We start from the raw sequence: 19,073 nt of genomic DNA on the forward strand, positions 1-19,073 counted from the left end.
AGGGTCGCGGCCCGGAGTACAAAAAACCATGACGCACAGCGCCTTTTCCCGCAAGGCAAGCACGTGGCTAATGGCAGTGCTAATGATTATTTCTGGAGAGGCAACCATGGCAAACATACTTAAACTGGCGGATCCCTCGGAGTTGGCCGGCCAGTGGCTGGCCACGTTGGATACCGCGCGAGTTGCGTCGACTCAATGCCTGATCGACCTGCAACCCACCCAGACGCTCGGCGCTGGCGCGGACTGCTTCAGCGCCTGGGTGGGCGAGCAGGCAATCGGCTGGTTCACCGAACCGGACGGTATTGCAATCACCGGCAAGGAAGGCTCGAAGATCCTGTTCTTCAGCCGCCGGCAGGAAGGGCTCTATCAAGGCACGTTGCCGTCAGGCCAGCGCATTACTTTCGAGCGGGCAGTGCATTAGTTACAAAGCAGTCCTCGACACTCATGCATCACTGAACATTGCTTGTTAGTTGCAAACGATCACCGGAAAAATAATGTATCGACCGCGCATGGACAGTTCATTGGAACTTCGTCCAGACGTGGCAATGGATATCAGCTCAGGAATAATCCATGAAGATGGCGAAGGCCCCGGTCACCGCACCATTAATAAAAGCACTGGGGGACTATAAGAGCCTCTTGATCAGCGTCGGCTGTTTTACCGCCCTGATCAATATTCTGATGTTGGCGCCCTCCATTTATATGCTGCAAGTCTATGACCGGGTACTGTCCTCGCAGAATGAAACGACGTTGGTCATGTTGTCGCTGATGATTGTCGGGTTCTTTGCCTTTATCGGTTTGCTGGAGGCGGTTCGCAGTTTCATCGTTATCCGTATCGGCAGTCAGTTGGAGCGACGGTTCAACCTGCGGGTGTATCAAGCGGCTTTCGAGCGCAACCTGTTCAAGGGCGAAGGCAACGCCGGACAGGCACTGGGCGATCTGACGCATATTCGTCAGTTTGTCACCGGCCCGGCATTGTTCGCGTTCTTCGATGCGCCGTGGTTTCCGGTGTACCTGCTGGTGATTTATCTATTCAACGTCTGGCTCGGCGTTTTTGCCACGGCGGGGGCTTTGTTGCTGATTGCACTGGCCTGGCTGAATGAGTCCATGACCAAACAGCCGTTGGCCGAAGCTGCCGCGTGTTCTCAGCAATCCAGCCAACTGGCCACCAGTCACTTGCACAACGCCGAGACTATTCAGGCCATGGGTATGTTGGGGGTGCTGCGCAATCGTTGGTTTCAGGTGCATTCACGCTTCCTCGGCTTGCAGAACCAGGCGAGCGACATCGGCGCCGTTATCAGTTCCTTGAGCAAAACCCTGCGCCTGTGCCTTCAATCGCTGGTACTGGGCCTTGGCGCCTTTCTGGTCATCAGGGGCGACATGACCGCCGGGATGATGATTGCCGGTTCGATCCTGATGGGTCGCGTGCTGAGCCCTATCGATCAGTTGATCGCCGTGTGGAAGCAGTGGAGCGGCGCCAAGCTCGCTTACCGCCGTCTCGATGCCTTGCTGCAAGCCTTTCCCTCGGGCGTAGAGGCCATGGCGCTGCCAGCGCCGAAGGGCCGGATCATTTTTGAACAGGTCAGCGCGGGGCCACCGGGGCAACGGGCGGCGACGCTGCATCTGGTCAGTTTCCACCTGGCTGCGGGTGAGGTAATGGGGGTGCTGGGGGCTTCCGGTTCCGGTAAATCGACGCTGGCACGGGTATTGGTGGGCGTCTGGCCGACCCTCGGCGGAACGGTGCGGCTCGACGGTGCGGACATCCACCGGTGGAACCGCGACGACCTCGGGCCTTACATCGGCTACCTGCCACAGGATATCGAGTTGTTCAGCGGCAGCATCGCGCAAAACATTGCGCGGTTCCGCGAGGCCGACCCGGAAAAAGTCGTGGCCGCTGCGCAGCAGGCCGGGGTTCACGAACTGATCCTGCGCCTGCCGCAAGGGTACGACACCGTGCTGGGCGAAGACGGCAGTGGCCTGTCCGGCGGGCAGAAACAACGGGTGGCCCTGGCGCGTGCGCTCTACGGCCAGCCGAGCCTGGTGGTGCTGGATGAACCGAATTCCAACCTCGACACCCAGGGCGAAGCGGCGTTGGCCGGCGCGATTGCGCAGCTGAAGGCCCAAGGCACCAGCGTGATCCTGGTGACCCATCGTTCCTCCGTGCTGGCCCAGGCCGACAAGTTGCTGGTGCTCAACGACGGGCGTTTGCAGGCGTTCGGTGCGAGCCAGGAGGTACTCAAGGCACTCTCGGGGGCTCAGCAAACCCAGCAGGAAAGACCCGTGCAAGCGCCGGGCGGGCTCAGCATGAGCTGGCAGTCTCAGCCGACGACAAGGAGTTCCGGCGCATGAGCAGCACACGGATGAACCCGCAGAACGAAGCGGCGATGGAGCAAGACTACCTGGCCAAACGCCCTGAACACGATGCGCGTTACTTTGTCCGCCTGGGCTGGGTATTGGCGATCGTCGGCGCCGGCAGTTTCTTTGCCTGGGCCAGCCTCGCGCCCCTCGATCAGGGCATACCGGTACAGGGAACGGTGGTGGTTTCGGGCAAGCGCAAGGCCGTGCAGTCGATGAGTAGCGGCGTGGTCAGCCAGATTCTGGTACGCGAAGGTCAGTCGGTGAAACAGGGCCAGCCGCTGTTCCAGCTCGACCAGACCCAGGTCGCCGCAGATGTGCAGTCGTTGCAGGCGCAGTACCGCATGGCCTGGGCGAGTCTCGCCCGTTGGCAAAGCGAGCGGGACAACCTCAAGCAGGTGAATTTCCCTGCCGGGCTGAGCAATGATCCCGACCCGCGTCTGGCATTGGTGCTCGAAGGCCAGCGCCAGCTGTTCAGCAGCCGCCGTGATGCCTTTGCCCGCGAGCAGGCCGCCTTGCGCGCCAGCATCGAAGGCGCCGGTGCGCAGCTGGCCGGCATGCGCCGTGCCCGCATCGACTTGCGCGCTCAGGCCGACTCCCTGCAACAGCAGCTGAGCAATCTGACGCCACTGGCGCAAAACGGCTACATCCCGCGCAACCGATTGCTGGAATATCAGCGGCAGCTGTCGCAAGTCCAGCAACAGTTGGCGCAAAACCTCGGCGAAAGCGGTCAGGTGGAGCAGGGCATTGTCGAATCGCGCTTGAAGCTGCAACAGCACATCGAGGAATACCAGAAAGAAGTGCGCAGCCAACTGGCCGATGCCCAGCTCAAAAGCGTGACGCTGGAAGAACAGTTGACCTCCGCCGGATTCGACCTGCAGCACAGCGAGATCATCGCCACGGCGGATGGCATTGCGGTGAACCTGACTGTGCACACCGTAGGCGCGGTGGTGCGACAGGGCGAGAACCTGCTGGAGATCGTGCCGCAGGACACACGCCTGGAAGTGGAAGGGCGCCTGCCGGTCAACCTCATCGACAAGGTCGGCCCGCACCTGCCGGTGGACATTCTGTTCACCGCGTTCAACCAGAGCCGCACCCCGCGTGTGCCGGGCGAAGTCAGCCTGGTGTCCGCCGACCAGATGGTCGACGAGAAAACCGGCGCACCGTACTACGTGCTGCGCAGCAATGTCAGCGACCAGGCCATGGAAAAGCTCAACGGCCTGGTGATCAAGCCCGGCATGCCGGCGGAAATGTTCGTGCGCACCGGTGAACGCTCGCTCCTCAACTATTTGTTCAAACCGCTGCTCGACCGGGCCGGCTCTGCGTTGACCGAGGAATAAGGATGTTCGGCTGTATGAAAAAGCTTTCGATGCTCGGCGCGGCGTTGATGCTGTTCGCGGGCAACCCGGCCGTGGCGGCTCTGGGACCGTTCGACATTTATGAACAGGCATTACGCAATGATCCGGTCTTCCTCGGGGCCATCAAGGAACGTGATGCAGGCCTTGAGAACCGCGCCATTGGTCGCGCCGGGCTGCTGCCAAGACTGGGTTACAACTACAACAAGGGCCGCAACAGTTCCAAGGTCACTTACCTCGACGAGCGCAGGCAACACCAGAGCGATGACCGCAACTACAGCAGTTACGGCTCCAGCCTGACCCTGCAACAGCCGTTGCTCGACTACGAGGCCTACGCGGCTTATCGCAAGGGCGTTGCGCAGGCGTTGTTCGCCGACGAAAACTTTCGCGGCAAGAGCCAGGAGTTGCTGGTGCGGGTGCTGGAAAACTACACCAAGGCCTTGTTTGCCCAAGACCAGATCGACATCGCCCAGGCCAGGAAAAAAGCGTTCGAGCAACAGTTCCGGCAAAACGAGCAACTGTTTCGCCAGGGCGAAGGCACACGCACCGACATTCTCGAAGCCGAATCGCGCTATGAACTGGCCACCGCCGAGGAAATCGAGGCGCGCAACGAACAGGATGCGTCCCTGCGTGAACTCGGTGCGCTGATCGGCGTGCCGGCCATCGACATCACCGATCTGGCCCCGCTGGATCAACACTTCCAGACGTTCACCCTGCAACCGGCCAATTACGACACCTGGCATGAAATGGCCGTGGCCAACAACCCGAGCCTGGCTTCCCAACGCCAGGCGCTGGAAGTGGCGCGTTATGAAGTCGAACGTAATCGGGCCGGGCATCTGCCCAAGGTCAGCGCTTACGCCACGGTGCGCCAGAACGAATCGGAAAGTGGCAACACCTACAACCAGCGCTACGACACCAACACCATTGGCATCGAAATCAATGTGCCGCTGTACGCCGGCGGTGGCGTGTCAGCCTCGACCCGCCAGGCCAGTCGCGCGATGGAGCAGGCCGAGTATGAACTGGATGGCAAGACCCGAGAGACCCTGATCCAGCTACGTCGGCAGTACAGCGCCTGCCTGTCAGGTGTGAGCAAACTGCGCGCCTATCAAAAAGCGCTGGTCTCCGCTGAAGCATTGGTGGTGTCGACCCGGCAAAGCATCCTCGGCGGCGAACGGGTCAACCTCGATGCGCTGAATGCCGAGCAACAACTCTTCACCACCCGCCGCGACCTGGCCCAGTCCCGCTACGACTATCTGATGGCCTGGACCAAATTGCATTACTACGCCGGGACCTTGAGTGAGCAGGATCTGGCCAGGGTGGATGAGGCTTTTGGCCAGGGCCCGGGGGGCAGCCGTGTCCATGGACCGTAATGCCGCGGTGGTGGGTGCCCGCGCCGGATGGGCGCTGGGACGCGATACCCGATTGAACCTGGATTGCAACGGACTGCTCGGCCCCCGGGAAAAAGACCATGGTGTGGGCCTGACCCTGGACTGGCAGTTCTGATTTGACGCAAAGGAAGCAAGAAGATGGGACTGTTTGATTACAAAAACGCCGGCAGCGAGGCCGGCAAAGCGTTGTACAGCGATGCCATCGCCTTGACGCTCTATGCCTACACACCCACCGGCCAGCCATTGCCGGCCGGTGGGTGGGCACCGATAAGCGCTACGACGCTGGGCTATCAGGGCAAGGTTGGCGCCCAGGGTACCTTCTTTGGCGAGAAGGATGGCTTCACCAGCGCCGAAGCCGAAATCCTCGGTAAGTACGACGGGACGGGGAGCCTGATCGGCCTGGGCATCGCCTTTCGTGGCACCGGCGGCCTTGGCTACAGCGACACCTTCGGCGACATGAAAAACAACCTGCTGGCGGCAGTCGGCCCGGTGGACTACGCGAGCAACTACGCGAAAAACGCTTTTGACAGCCTGCTCAAGAGCGTCGCGGCATTCGCCATCGCCCAAGGCCTGAGCGCCAGGGATGTGTTGGTCAGCGGGCATAGCCTTGGCGGGCTGGGGGTCAACAGCCTGGCGCAGTTGAGTGGCAACAACTGGGGCGGTTTCTTCAAGGATGCCAACTACATCGCCTTCGCCTCGCCGACGCAAAGCGCCACCGGTGGCAATGTGCTCAACGTCGGTTACGAAAACGATCCGGTGTTCCGTGTGCTCGATGGCACCACCTTCAGCAGTGGTTCACTGGGCAAGCATGACGCTCATCAACCCTCGGCCACCAACAACATCGTCAACTTCAACGATCATTACGCCTCCACCGCACAAAACCTGGTGCCCTTCAGCATCCTCAACCCGCTGAGCTGGAGCGCCCATGGCTCACTGGGCTATGCCGACGGACTGAACCGGGTGATCGATTCGGCCTTCTATGACCTGACCGGGAAGGACTCGACCCTGATCGTCTCCAACCTGTCGGCGGCGTCCCGCGGCACCACCTGGGTCGAAGACTTGGGGCGCAGTGGCGAGCCGCACATGGGCAGCACCTTCATCATCGGCACCGACAGCAACGACTTGCTCAAGGGCGGTGCCGGCAATGACTTCATCGAAGGCCGTGATGGCGACGACCGTTTCCGTGACGACGGCGGTTTCAACCTGCTGCTGGGCGGCAAGGGCGACAACACCTTCGAACTGCTCAAGCCGCTGCAGAACTTCAGCATCGCCAACGATGGCGATGGCACGCTGTTCGTGCGTGATGCCTATGGCGGCATCAGCCTGACCCGGGACATCGGCGCACTGGTGAGCCAGGAATCCGGATCATGGTGGAGTTCCAAAAAAGTCACCTGGAGCGTGACCGATAACGGCCTGCTCAACGGCTCCGAATTGACCCGCTACAGCCATTCGCAAAACGGTGATGCCCACGGCAATACACTGCTGGCCGGGGTCGAGGGCGACTGGCTGTTCGGCAACGGTGGCGATGACCTGTTGCGCAGCGACAAGGGCCACGTGACCTTCGTTGGCGGCGCCGGCAACGACGTGATGCATTCCATCGGGGGCGGCAGCAATACCTTCCTGTTCAGCGGCGCCTTCGGGTTCGATGCGATCAATGGCTACCAAGGCAGCGACACCCTGGTGTTCATGGGCGTTGAAGGCGCCGGGCAGGGCTATGACTACCGACAGTATGCTTCCCAGGCCGGTCAAGACACGGTGCTCAAGATTGGCGATTTTTCCGTAACGCTGGTCGGCGTAGGCCTGGATAACCTGTCGACTACCGGTTTCGTGTTTGCGTAACAGTTTTTGTAACAGCAATGGAGGCTCCGGGGCGCCTCGTGATCAAGGTGTCCCGGCTGTGAGCTATCTCTGACAATTCCAACAAAGAGAGAGAGGCAATACCCATGGGTGTGTACGACTACAAGAACCTGAGTACAGCAGATGCCAAAGCGTTGTTCAGCGACGCAATGGCAATCACGCTGTATTCCTACCACAACCTCGACAACGGCTTTGCCACCGGTTACCAGCACAACGGTTTCGGTGTGGGCCTGCCGGCAACGCTGGTGACGGCGCTGATCGGCGGCAGTGATTCGCAAGGTGTGATTCCCGGTATTCCCTGGAATCCCGATTCGGAAAAAGCCGCCCTGGACGCGGTACAGAAAGCCGGCTGGACCCCCATCACCGCCGCACAGCTGGGCTATGACGGCAAAGTCGATGCACGGGGGACTTTCTTCGGCGAAAAGGCTGGCTATACCAGCGCTCAGGTGGAAATCCTCGGCAAGTACGATGCTCAGGGGCATCTCACGGAAATCGGCGTCGCCTTTCGCGGCACCAGTGGTCCTCGTGAGAGCCAGATCAGCGACTCCATCGGTGATGTCATCAACGACCTGTTGGCGGCACTGGGGCCACAGGACTATGCGAAAAACTACGCGGGCGAAGCGTTCGGCCAATTGTTCGCTGACGTCGCGGCGTTTGCCCGGGCCAACGGGCTGTCCGGCAAGGACGTGCTGGTCAGCGGCCACAGCCTCGGCGGGTTGGCGGTCAACAGCCTGGCGGATTTGAGCGGTGAAAAGTGGGGTGGTTTCTTCCAGGAGTCCAACTACATCGCCTATGCCTCGCCGACTCAAGGCAGCAGCGACAAGGTGCTGAACGTGGGCTATGAAAACGATCCGGTGTTCCGTGCCCTGGATGGCTCGACGTTCAACCTGGCCTCGGTCGGCGTGCACGATGCCGATCAAGCCTCGGCCACCAACAACATCGTCAGCTTCAATGACCACTACGCGTCGACCGCCTGGAATCTTTTGCCGTTTTCCATCCTCAACATCCCGACCTGGATTTCCCACCTGCCGACCGGTTACGGCGATGGCATGACGCGGGTACTGGAGTCCGGGTTCTATGACCTCACCCGCAAAGACTCGACCATCATCGTCGCCAATCTGTCGGACCCTGCGCGAGCCAATACCTGGGTCCAGGACCTGAACCGCAATGCCGAGGCCCACAAGGGCAGTACCTTCATCATCGGCAGCGACGGCAACGACCTGATTCAGGGCGGCAAGGGTAATGACTATCTGGAAGGCCGCGATGGCAACGACACCTTTCGCGATGCCGGTGGCTACAACATCCTGTGGGGCGGCAAGGGCTACAACGTGCTCGACTTGCAGCAGTCGCTGAACAATTTCGACTTCGCCAACGACGGAGCCGGCAACCTGTACATCCGCGATGCCAATGGCGGCATCAGCATCACCCGTGACATCGGCAGCATCGTCAGCAAGGAACCGGGCTTTCTATGGGGGCTGTTCAAGCATGAGGTGGCCCACAGCGTCACCGCCAACGGTCTGGCGGCCGGCAACCAGCTGACACAGTACGCGTCGTCGGCAAAGGGAAGCGCGGGCAACGATACGCTTAAGGCACAAGCGGTCGGCGATTGGTTGTTCGGCCTCGATGGCAACGATCATCTGATCGGTGGCAAGGGCAACGACGTGTTGGTCGGCGGGGCCGGTAACGACCTGCTGGAGTCGGGGGGCGGGATCGACACGTTCCTGTTCAGCGGCACATTCGGCCACGACCGGGTGCTGGGCTATGAGACCAACGACAAACTGGTGTTCCTCGGGGTGCAGGGCGTGACGCCGAATGACGACTTCCGGGCCCATGCCTCGGTGGTGGGGCAGGATACGGTGTTGAGCTTCGGCAATGATTCGGTGACGTTGGTCGGGGTGGGGCTGGAGAGTTTGTCGGGTGCGGGGATTGTGATCGCCTGACAGGCCCTTCGCGATCAGGCTCGTTCTCACAGGGGGCGTGTGATCCTTGTGGGAGCGAGCCTGGTCGCGAAGAGCGATAACGCGGACGCTAGTCTTCCTGGCGAATCGTGGTCACTTCATCAGCCTTGACCTTGACCTTCGCCCCGGAAATATCCTCGAATTCGAAGAAGCCGTCCTTGGTCTTGGTTTTCGGCATGTCTTTGGTCAAATACTGGGTGCCATTGTGCAGGGTGACCACCGTTGGCGTGGAGCACCCGGTCAGCATCATGAAAGCCGCTGCCGCCAAGGGAAAACCCAGAGTCTTGATGTTCATATTCACCTCTAACACTTCAAAAAAACGCAGCGACTGTCGCGCTCGACAGCATCTCTATCGCGGTTGGTGCCACGGATCGGCAGAAAGTTCGACGCGGCGGAAAAAATTCCCTGACAACGCCTCCGCCCATCCTTTTCCGATTGCACCGGGCGGGGGGTTGCTGGTATCTGTACGCATAACCAGTACTCGCTCGCCATGGCCCATTTTCCCGTGACCGCAAACCCCCTCGACGATCCGTTCTATTACTTGAACAACTTCATGCAAGTGCTTGATTGGCTTGAGCATCGCTATGCCGATGTGTTGAGCGTCGAGGAGCAACGGTTCATCGGCGCGTTCAATGTCTTGCCCCGTGAATCCCGGGCATTGCTGGTCAGGATGGTGATGCGCAAGGGCATTCATTTCAGGTGCAGCAAACTGCATTACGTTGAAATCGGTGACATCGCCAGCGCAGCCGAACCGCTTGTGGCACTGGGTTGGGTCGATGAACAGCAGCCATTGTCGGTCGAGGAACTGTTCGACCTGTTGCTCAAGGCAGAAATCGTTGATTGCCTGGGCAGCGCCATCGAGCAGCCCAAGGGCAAAAAAGTCGATTGGTTGCCCGCACTGATCGAGCAATTTCCCGAGTCGCGCAGCTTCGCTCAATGGTGCCCGTCGCTGAACGACCGCCTGTTCAGTTTGACCATCATGGGCCTGTGCGATCGCTTGCGCTTGATGTTTTTTGGCAATCTTCATCAGGACTGGTCGGAATTCGTGTTGGCCGATCTGGGCATCTTTACCTACGAAAAAGTCGAGTTCTGCGCGGATTCCCGGGGGCTTCGCAGCCGTGAGGACGTGGATGCCTGCATGTTCCTTCATCAATACCAACAACACTTCGAGGCTGGAGAGGCGGTGGTCGAGGTGGTCGAGCAGATCAACGGGCTGACGCTGAGCAATTCCTGGCTGCAAAGGCGTCGTGACAAGCTGCTGTTCCAGATCGCCCAGCACTGCGAACGCAGGGCGGACTTCTCCATGGCGCTGGCGTTGTACCGCCAATGCGCCTATCCGGGCTCACGCCAGCGGTTGATCCGCGTGCTGGAACGCTGCGGAGAATATGAACTGGCCCTGGACCTCGCCACCCAGGCTGAACAATCGCCACAAAGTGCCGCCGAACAACAGCAATTGCTGCGCATGTTGCCCCGACTGCGGCGCAAGCTGGGCGGGCCATCCGTGAAGCGTCCGTCCGCGCGGGACATGGTGCGCCTGGAGCTGCAGCTGCCCAGGACCGACCCGCAGATGCCGGTGGAGTTTTACGTTCAAGCGCACCTGGCGCAAGCGTCGGCGCCGGTGCATTACGTCGAAAACAGCCTGATCAACTCGCTGTTCGGCCTGCTGTGTTGGCCCGCCATTTTCGCGCCACTGCCAGGAGCCTTTTTCCACCCGTTTCAGCGCGGTCCGGTGGACTTGCTCAACGAGGATTTCCATGAGCGACGGGCCGATCTGTTCAAAACCTGCCTGGCGGAACTGGACGACGGTCGTTATCTGTCGACCATTCGCAGGCGCTATCGCGAAAAATGGGGCGTGCAATCGCCCTTCGTCTTTTGGAACGTACTGAGCGACGAATTGCTGGAGCTAGCCCTGGATTGCTTGCCGTCCGAACACCTCAAGCACTGGTTCAACCGGCTGTTGCTCGACATCAAGGCCAACCGCGCCGGCATGCCGGACCTGATCCAGTTCTGGCCTGAGCAAAAAACCTACCGCATGATCGAAGTCAAAGGCCCGGGGGATCGTCTGCAGGATAACCAACTGCGCTGGCTGGAGTTCTGCCATGAGCACTGCATGCCGATTGCCGTGTGCTATGTGCAATGGTCGGAGCAGGGCGCTTGAGCTACAGCATCGCGGTGCGGGCGCTGTGTGAATTCACCGCCAAGGTCGGCGACCTCGACCTGCGCTTCACGCCGTCGCCGACCGCGATGGAAGGCATCGTCGGCCATCGCACGGTGGCGTCCCGGCGTAGCGAGGGTTATCAGAGCGAGGTCGCGCTCGAAGGCTTCTATCAGAATCTGAAGGTCAAAGGTCGGGCGGATGGCTACGATCCCGCGCAAAACTGCCTGGAAGAAGTCAAGACCTACCGCGGCGACTTGAGCAAGCAGCCGACCAATCACCGTCAACTGCACTGGGCTCAAGCGAAAATCTACGGATGGCTGATGTGCCGCAAACTTGAGCTTGCACAGATCAACCTGGCGCTGGTGTATTTCGACATCGTCAGCGAAAAGGAAACCTGTCTGGTCGAGGCTTTCAGCGCCCCGCAACTGCAGCAATTCTTCGAAGACCATTGCGCTCGGTTCCTGTTCTGGGCCGAGCGGGAAATGGCCCATCGCGCGGGGCGCAACCGGGCGGCGCAGGCGCTGACGTTTCCCCATGCCGATTTTCGACCGGGTCAGCGTCATCTCGCCGAATCGGTGTTCAAGGCCGTCAGCACCGGCCGTTGCCTGATGGCCCAGGCGCCGACGGGTATTGGCAAGACCGTCGGCACGCTGTTCCCGATGCTCAAGGCCCTGGCGCCACAGCAACTGGACAAGGTGTTCTTTCTCACGGCGAAGACCCCGGGGCGCAAACTGGCCCTGGATGCGGCGCAGGTCATCATTGACCGGTCCGATGCCCCGCCCTTGCGCGTTCTGGAGATGATTGCCCGGGACAAGGCCTGCGAGCACCCGGACAAGGCGTGCCATGGCGAATCCTGCCCGTTGGCCCAGGGTTTCTATGACCGCTTGCCGGGCGCGCGCCAGGCCGCCAGTGAACTGAACCTGTTGGATCAACGTGCATTGCGCACGATCGCCCTGGCGCATGGGGTATGTCCGTATTACCTGAGTCAGGAAATGGCCCGTTGGGCCGACGTGGTGGTTGCCGATTACAACTATTACTTCGACTTCAGCGCCTTGCTGTTCGGGTTGGCCCAGGCCAACCAGTGGAACGTCGCGGTGCTGGTGGACGAGGCCCACAATCTGGTGGAGCGCGCACGCCAGATGTACAGCGCCAGCCTCGATCAGGCGACCCTCGACACGGTACGAAAAACCGCTCCCGAGCTGTTGAAAAAACCGCTCCAGCGGGTCAATCGCGAATGGAACGCCCTGCATGATCAGCAGCAGGTCGCCTATCAGGCTTATGACAGGCCCCCGGAAAAACTGCTCCAGGCGATGTCATCCTGCAGTGCCAGCATCGGCGACTACCTCAACGATCACCTGCAGGGGCTGGACAGCACGCTCCAGGGTTTTTACTTCGACTTGTTGCAGTTCACTCGCGTGGCTGAACTCTTCGACGAACATTTCCTGTTCGATATCAGCAAACGCGACCTTGAGCGTAAACGACAGCGCTCGCAGCTGTGCCTGCGCAACGTGGTGCCTGCCGGCTTCATCGGGCCGCGCCTGACGGCAGCACGCAGCACCGTGCTGTTCTCGGCGACGCTCAGCCCGCGTCACTATTACGCCGATCTGCTGGGCACGCCGGCGAACACCGTGTGCATCGACGTCGAATCGCCATTTGACGCGGAACAATTGCAGGTACAGATCATCAGCCGGATCTCTACGCGGTTCGTCCACCGCCAGGCGTCCGTGGCGCCGATTGTCGAGTTGATCGCCAACCAGTTCAGCCAGCTACCGGGCAACTACCTGGCGTTTTTCAGCAGCTTTGATTATTTGCAGCAAGTGTCGCAGTTGCTGGCCGAACGACATCCGGGGATCAGGCAGTGGTCGCAGTCCCGGGGCATGGCAGAAGCGCAACGCCAGCAATTTCTCGATCAGTTCACCGAAGGTAGCGAAGGCATCGGTTTTGCGGTGCTGGGCGGTGCCTTCGGCGAAGGCATCGACTTGCCCGGTGCGCGGCTGATCGGCGCGTTCATCGCCACCCTGGGACTGGCGCAATTCAATCCGGTCAACGAGCAGCTGAAACGGCGCATGGCCGCGATTTTCGGTGCCGGCTATGACTACACCTACCTGTATCCCGGCGTGCAGAAAGTGGTACAGGCTGCCGGGCGAGTGATCCGTACGCAGCAGGATCAGGGCGTGGTGATGCTGATTGATGACCGCTTTGGCGAGAGCAAGGTCAGGCAATTGCTGCCGCGCTGGTGGTCGATTGGTAAATCGCTTGCTTGAGGCATGGGCTGGGTCGGGTGAGCGTCGAAGTTTCGGCTTTTCAAATCGGCAGTTTGTCGCATACTCCAGAAAAACAATCATGACGCGAGAATTCAATGAGCGAGGATCGAGCCAAAGTGGATGTGAGCGAGGAAATGCGCTTCCGTCTGCTGATCGATGCAGTGGTCGACTATGCGATCTACATGATTGATCCCGACGGCATCATTACCAGCTGGAATGCCGGTGCCCGGCGGTTCAAGGGGTATGAGGAGGCGGAGATTCTCGGTCAGCATTTCTCGCGGTTCTACACCGACGAGGATCGCCAGGCCGGTTTGCCGCAACGGGCGCTGGACACGGCGATTCGCGAAGGACGTTTCGAAGGCGAGGGCTGGCGTGTGCGCAAGGACGGGACGCACTTCTGGTCCCATGTGGTGATCGATCCGATCCGCGATCCCTCGGGCCGGTTGCTGGGGTTTGCCAAGATCACCCGCGACCTCACCGACCGCAAAATGGCCGAGGAAACCCTCAAGCAAAGCGAACAGCAATTCCGCTTGCTGGTGCAAAGCGTCACCGACTACGCCATCTACATGCTCGCCCCGGATGGCCGTGTGACCAACTGGAATCCTGGCGCCCAGCGCATCAAGGGCTATTTGCCCGAAGAGGTCATTGGTCAGCACTTCTCCATGTTTTACACCCCTGAGGATCGCGAAGCCGGGGAGCCGCTGCGCACCCTGGACGTTGCGGTGCGCGAAGGGCGGTTCGAAAACAAGGGCTGGCGCCTGCGCAAGGACGGCACACGGTTTTTCGCCCATGTGGTGGTGGACCCGATCTGGGGGGATACGGGCACATTGCTCGGGTTCGCCAAGATCACCCGTGACATCACCGAGGCGGCACAAGCGCAGCAAGCCCTCGAGCAAACCCGCGAGGCGCTGTTCCAGGCGCAGAAAATGCAGGCCATCGGCCAGCTCAGTGGCGGGATCGCCCACGACTTCAATAATTTGCTGACCGTGATTCTCGGCAATCTGGAAATTGTCCGTAAGCGCATGCCAGACGAGCCACGATTGACCCGTCTGCTGGACAACGCCGTCCAGGGCGCCTTGCGTGGCGTCTCCCTGACCCAGCGAATGCTGGCGTTTGCCCGGCGCCAGGAGCTCAAGGCTGAAGCCGTCGAAATACCGAAGCTGGTGGAAGGCATCACTGGTCTCCTGCGCAGCTCCCTGGGACCTACGGTTAAAATCGAAACCCGCTTCACGCCAGAACCCGAGCCGGTGCTGGCCGACGTCAATCAGCTTGAATTGGCGGTTCTCAACCTGGCGACCAATGCGCGCGATGCGATGCCCAATGGTGGAACCATCGTGCTTGGCACGCGCACGGAGGTGGTCCTGGATCATCCCCTTTCATCCCTGGCAGCGGGGCGCTACGTGTGCTTTTCGATCACCGACACAGGGGAAGGCATGGACGACGCCACCCTGTCTTCGGCAATGGACCCGTTTTTCACCACCAAAGGTATCGGTAAGGGGACGGGGCTGGGGCTATCGATGGTGCATGGTTTTATCGAACAGATGGGTGGGCGCTTTCTGCTCCAAAGCGAGAAGGACAAAGGCACCACCGCCGAACTCTGGCTGCCGGTGGCCAAGGCCGGTTCGGTGACCGGGCGACAGGTCAAGGAACCGGACGCACCGCAGGTTCAGCGGCTGAATGTACTGGTGGTCGATGACGACAGCCTGGTGTTGACCAGCACCTGCCTGTTGCTGGAAGACCTGGGGCATCATGTCAGCATTGCCGAATCGGCTGCCCAGGCGCTGCAGTTACTCGAAAGCGAGCAGCACTTCGATCTGGTCATCACCGATATGGCCATGCCGCAAATGAATGGTGCGCAACTGGCGCAGGCCATCCAGATCATGATGCCGAACCTGCCGATCATCCTTGCCACGGGCTATGCCGAACGCCTGGACGGCTTTGCGGCCAGACTCCCGCGCCTGTCCAAACCCTTTACTCAGATAAACCTGGTGGACATCATCGCTGCGGCGATGAAGTGAGCCGGCGATTGTGCTGCTCATATCGCGCCAGCATCGGCTGGGTGCTGATGCCGTGCAGCAGAATGCTCAAGGCCACCACCGACAGCGTGAGGTCGGTACACAGACCGGCCACCGCTGTCGGGAGGTCGTGGTTCAAGGCGTAGAACAGATAATAAAAACTACCGATACCGCGAATCCCGAACCAGCCAATCAGAAGACGTTGCCGGCCGTTCAGCAAACTGCCCCAAGGTACGAGCGCGACGCTCAGGGGCCGAATCACGCAGAACAGCACCAAAGAAATCGCCAGTGCACGCCAGTCCCAGTGCCCGATCAGTACCACCCCGAGCAGGGTCACCAGAAACACTTCCATGGCCCGTTCGACCAGGCCGCCGAAAGACAGCATGTCGCCGATCATGATGCCGGCGGCGACCTGGCTTTCCTCCAGATTAGCCACATCGCCGTGCACGGCGGCATCGGGCTCGACATTCTGGTGGCCGACCACCGCTTGTACCAAGTGCTCGGCCGGCGGTTGGGCGTGCCCCGTTGACTTGACCTCGGCCCGACGCAAGCCCAGACCGGCGGCGAACACCGACAGAAAGCCGTAGCCATGAACGGCTTCTGCCGCGACATAGGCCAGTGCAATCAGGGCGAACGTCAGGTAATCGTTGGGGGAGAGGGTGCTGTCGGCATTGCGGATACGCATCGACAGGGTCAGGCGTCCGATGCCGCGTCCCATGCAGTAGCCGATCAGCAAACCGGCGGGCACAGCCCATAACAGACGTTTGAGCGCCCAATCATCCAGCCAGGCAGTGGAGGAACCTTCGCCCTGTTGCAAAAATAACAGACCGAGGATGACAAACGGAAAGGCGATGCCGTCATTGAGACCGGCTTCGCCAGAGAGTCCGAAACGTACCGGGTCGTCATCCTTGGCATCGTTGACCTGCACCAGGGAGGCGAGCACCGGGTCGGTGGGCGCCAGAATCGCGCCGATCAGCAATGACGGCCCCCACGCCAGGCCGAAGGCGAAGTGCAGTAACAGGCACACGCCGCTAATGCTCAGGAGCATCACCGGCCCCGCCAGGCCGAACGCCACCCGCCACTTCTTGTCCTTGAGCGGCAACCGCAGTTTGAGCCCGCAGACGAACAGCGAAAACAATACAGCCACTTCCGTCAGGTGCTCCATCCAGACCGCCGCATCCTTGATATCCAGCCTGAGCCAGCCCAGGCCCGCCGGCCCGATCGCCACCCCCAGGGCCAGGCACACGGCCGAAGTGGTCACCGGCAGCCAGCGCAGGTACGACGAGGTAAGTGCCAGCGTCAGCAACACGGCGCCCAACACCGCAACCCAGGCGATGAAGCTCATGGCTGCAAAGCTGCGGACATGACGACCTCCAGATAGCGAAGTGCCCGCCATGGCCGTAATGCGCATTACCTCATGGCGGGTTCATAAGCTGTGGAGTACATGACGTGTCCATGGGTTCCATTTTTCAGCGGCACCTTCAATGACACAGCAGGCGTCAGAGGATCGGTTTGCCCCCGGTCACGCCAAAGCGCTGGCCGGTGATGTAGCTGCCTTCATCCGAAGCCAGCAGGACATAAATCGGCGCGACCTCCACCGGTTGCCCCGGCCGCCCGAGCGGTGTATTGCCACCAAAGTTCTGCACCGTTTCCTCCGACATGGTCGAGACAATCAAGGGCGTCCAGATCGGCCCCGGCGCCACGCTGTTCACACGGATATTCTTCGGCCCGAGCATTTGCGCCAGGCCCGCGGTGAAGTTGGCGATTGCGCCTTTGGTCGCGGCATAGGCGAGCAGGGTCGGGTTGGGCATGTCCGAATTGACCGAACTGGTATTGATGATCGAACTGCCGGGCTTCATGTATTTCAGCGCAGCCTGACACACCCTGAAAATGGCGGTGATGTTGACGTCGAAAGTCATCACCCATTCCTCGTCCGGAATGTCCTCCAGGGTCTCGTGGGTCATCTGGAACGCGGCGTTGTTGACGAGCACGTCGATGCGGCCGAAGTGTTCCACGGTTTTTTCCACCAGCGCCCGACAATGCACCTTGTGCGCCAGGTCACCGGGCAGCAGCAGGCATTGCCGACCCGCCTGTTCGACCCAGCGGGCAGTTTCCTCGGCATCTTCTTGTTCATCAAGGTAGGCAACGGCGACATCGGCGCCTTCACGGGCGAAGGCAATGGCGACGGCACGGCCGATCCCGCTGTCGCCACCGGTGATCAGCGCAATCTTGCCCTCAAGACGTCCCGAGCCTTTATAGCTTTGTTCGCCACAGTCCGGGTACGGGTCCATTTTGCGTTGGGAGCCGGGGACGGGCTGCTGTTGTTTGGGGAAGGGTGGTTTTGGATAGTCGGTCATCATTGATCTCCAGTCTCAGGGTGGGGAGTCAAAGGGTTGACCGTGGTGTTTTGGCTGGAGTTCGGTTGGGTTTGAGATGACTTGCGGGACTTCGCAAATCATGCAGATCCCCTGTGGGAGCGAGCAGGCTTGCTCCCACAGGGGATCTGTAGTGTATCAGGCCTTGAGGTTACGCAAGCTGCGCTCCATCCGTGCGATCCCTTCCTCCAGCAACGACCGTGGGCAGCCGAAGTTCAGGCGCACGAACTGTTTGCAGTCATCGCCGAAATCCAGGCCCGGGCTCAGTCCGACTTTTGCCTGTTCGAGGAAGAACTGCTGCGGGTTGTCCAACCCCAGCGCCGTGCAGTCGAGCCAGGCCAGGTAGGTGCTTTGCGGCACGTTCATGGTGATGCCCGGCAGGCGGCTGCGCACGGCGTCGACCAGGTAGTCGCGGTTGCCTTGCAGGTAAGCGCTCAACTCGGCCAGCCAGGGACCGGCCTCGCTGTAGGCCACCCGGGTGGCTTCCAGGCCCAGCGGGTTGACGCTGTCGACCATGCCGCAACGGGCGTGGTTGACCCGCTCGCGCAGATGACGGTCCTGAATGATCATGAACGAGGTTTTCAACCCGGCGATGTTGTAGGCCTTGCTGGCCGACATCAGGGTGATGGTGCGCTGGGCGACTCGTGGGCTCAGGGTCGCCATCGGAATGTGTTTGCGCCCGTCGAAGCACAGTTCGGCATGGATCTCGTCGGAGATGATCCAGGCGTCGTGCTCCTGGCAGATGTCGGCGATGGCTTGCAGTTCTTCCCGAGGAAACGCCTTGCCCAGCGGGTTGTGCGGGTTGCTCAGCAGCAGGGCGCCACCGCCTCGCAGCGACTGGCTCAGGGTATGCAGCGGGGTGGCGTAGGTGCCGTCCGCTTGCGTGTCGAAATTCAGCTCGACCTTGTTCAGGCCCCAATGACCGGGCGCATGGCGCAGCGGCGGGTAGTTCGGGACCTGCACCACGACATTCTGTTGCGGTTGTACCAGCGCCTTGAGCGCCATGTTGAAGCCCGACTCGACCCCCGGCAGGAAAATCAGTTCTTGCGGTTCGACACGCCAGGCGTACTTGTTCCACAGATCGGCAACGATGGCCTCGCGCAGATTGTCCGGGGCTACGCTGTAGCCGACCATCGGGTGTTCCAGACGCTTTTGCAGGGCCTGGATGATCATTGGTGGCGCGGCGAAATCCATGTCGGCGACCCACATCGGCAACACGTCGGCCGGGTAGCGGCTCCATTTGGTGCTACCGGTGTTGTGGCGGTCGAACACCTGATCAAAATCGAAAGTCATGCGCGGTCTCTTGAAGGCGGGATTAATCATGCCGGCCATGATAATCCCACAGCCCTGT

General features: G+C 60.7%; 14 protein-coding genes. 10 read left to right on the top strand and 4 right to left on the bottom strand.

Annotated elements, in window-relative coordinates; genetic code table 11:
- Nucleotides 1–28 precede the first annotated feature (28 nt).
- The 7 genes from AC07ZE_RS14625 (at nucleotide 29) to AC07ZE_RS14655 (ending at nucleotide 8,892) form a co-directional block, all read left to right on the top strand.
- Nucleotides 29–421 carry an AprI/Inh family metalloprotease inhibitor gene (locus AC07ZE_RS14625; RefSeq protein ID WP_207265428.1) on the top strand — a complete coding sequence of 131 codons (393 nt, stop codon included), beginning with the start codon at nucleotides 29–31 and terminating at the stop codon, nucleotides 419–421.
- Nucleotides 422–570: 149 nt separating this feature from the next.
- Nucleotides 571–2,346, top strand: coding sequence for a type I secretion system permease/ATPase (locus AC07ZE_RS14630; protein WP_207265429.1), 1,776 nt, complete (start codon nucleotides 571–573; stop codon nucleotides 2,344–2,346).
- Nucleotides 2,343–3,692: an HlyD family type I secretion periplasmic adaptor subunit gene (locus AC07ZE_RS14635; protein WP_207265430.1), complete on the top strand. Its 1,350-nt coding sequence runs from the start codon at nucleotides 2,343–2,345 to the stop codon at nucleotides 3,690–3,692. Before AC07ZE_RS14630 ends, AC07ZE_RS14635 begins: the two co-directional genes overlap by 4 nt.
- Before the next feature lie 2 nt (nucleotides 3,693–3,694).
- The gene (locus tag AC07ZE_RS14640) at nucleotides 3,695–5,077 is read left to right on the top strand and encodes a TolC family outer membrane protein (protein ID WP_207265431.1); all 1,383 of its coding nucleotides are present in this window, start codon (nucleotides 3,695–3,697) and stop codon (nucleotides 5,075–5,077) included.
- Nucleotides 5,067–5,210, top strand: a complete 144-nt coding sequence (locus tag AC07ZE_RS14645; RefSeq protein ID WP_207265432.1) for a hypothetical protein — start codon at nucleotides 5,067–5,069, stop codon at nucleotides 5,208–5,210. The genes AC07ZE_RS14640 and AC07ZE_RS14645 overlap by 11 nt, the downstream gene beginning before the upstream one ends.
- A 23-nt stretch (nucleotides 5,211–5,233) precedes the next feature.
- On the top strand, nucleotides 5,234–6,934 hold the full coding sequence (locus tag AC07ZE_RS14650; RefSeq protein WP_207265433.1) for a polyurethane esterase: 1,701 nt from the start codon (nucleotides 5,234–5,236) through the stop codon (nucleotides 6,932–6,934).
- Nucleotides 6,935–7,038: 104 nt separating this feature from the next.
- Entirely contained in the window at nucleotides 7,039–8,892 is a 1,854-nt protein-coding gene (locus AC07ZE_RS14655) for a polyurethane esterase (RefSeq protein WP_207265434.1), read from the top strand.
- A gap of 88 nt (nucleotides 8,893–8,980) precedes the next feature.
- Here the strand turns inward: AC07ZE_RS14655 and AC07ZE_RS14660 are convergent, their stop codons facing one another.
- The gene (locus AC07ZE_RS14660; protein WP_207265435.1) at nucleotides 8,981–9,205 is read right to left on the bottom strand and encodes a YgdI/YgdR family lipoprotein; all 225 of its coding nucleotides are present in this window, start codon (nucleotides 9,203–9,205) and stop codon (nucleotides 8,981–8,983) included.
- A 195-nt stretch (nucleotides 9,206–9,400) separates the two neighbouring features.
- Here AC07ZE_RS14660 and AC07ZE_RS14665 point away from each other — a divergent pair, with 195 nt between their 5' ends.
- From AC07ZE_RS14665 to AC07ZE_RS14675, 3 genes are all read left to right on the top strand, one after another.
- Nucleotides 9,401–11,068 carry a VRR-NUC domain-containing protein gene (locus tag AC07ZE_RS14665; RefSeq protein WP_207265436.1) on the top strand — a complete coding sequence of 556 codons (1,668 nt, stop codon included), beginning with the start codon at nucleotides 9,401–9,403 and terminating at the stop codon, nucleotides 11,066–11,068.
- A complete protein-coding gene (locus AC07ZE_RS14670; protein WP_207265437.1) occupies nucleotides 11,065–13,332 on the top strand; it encodes an ATP-dependent DNA helicase in 2,268 nt (755 codons plus the stop codon). Before AC07ZE_RS14665 ends, AC07ZE_RS14670 begins: the two co-directional genes overlap by 4 nt.
- A 95-nt stretch (nucleotides 13,333–13,427) precedes the next feature.
- Nucleotides 13,428–15,350 (top strand): hybrid sensor histidine kinase/response regulator, encoded by a 1,923-nt coding sequence (locus tag AC07ZE_RS14675; protein WP_207265438.1) that lies wholly within the window; start codon nucleotides 13,428–13,430, stop codon nucleotides 15,348–15,350.
- On the opposite strand, the gene AC07ZE_RS14680 is transcribed toward AC07ZE_RS14675, so the two are convergent.
- The 3 genes from AC07ZE_RS14680 to AC07ZE_RS14690 all read right to left on the bottom strand — a co-directional run bounded on the left by AC07ZE_RS14680 (nucleotide 15,328) and on the right by AC07ZE_RS14690 (nucleotide 19,015).
- Nucleotides 15,328–16,692, bottom strand: coding sequence for a cation:proton antiporter (locus tag AC07ZE_RS14680; protein WP_207267817.1), 1,365 nt, complete (start codon nucleotides 16,690–16,692; stop codon nucleotides 15,328–15,330). The genes AC07ZE_RS14675 and AC07ZE_RS14680 overlap by 23 nt on opposite strands.
- Nucleotides 16,693–16,846: 154 nt before the next feature.
- On the bottom strand, nucleotides 16,847–17,704 hold the full coding sequence (locus tag AC07ZE_RS14685; RefSeq protein ID WP_207265439.1) for an SDR family oxidoreductase: 858 nt from the start codon (nucleotides 17,702–17,704) through the stop codon (nucleotides 16,847–16,849).
- Nucleotides 17,705–17,860: 156 nt separating this feature from the next.
- Nucleotides 17,861–19,015: a MalY/PatB family protein gene (locus AC07ZE_RS14690; protein WP_207265440.1), complete on the bottom strand. Its 1,155-nt coding sequence runs from the start codon at nucleotides 19,013–19,015 to the stop codon at nucleotides 17,861–17,863.
- Nucleotides 19,016–19,073 lie beyond the last annotated feature (58 nt).

It is taken from the genome of Pseudomonas sp. GW101-3H06 (assembly GCF_059424605.1).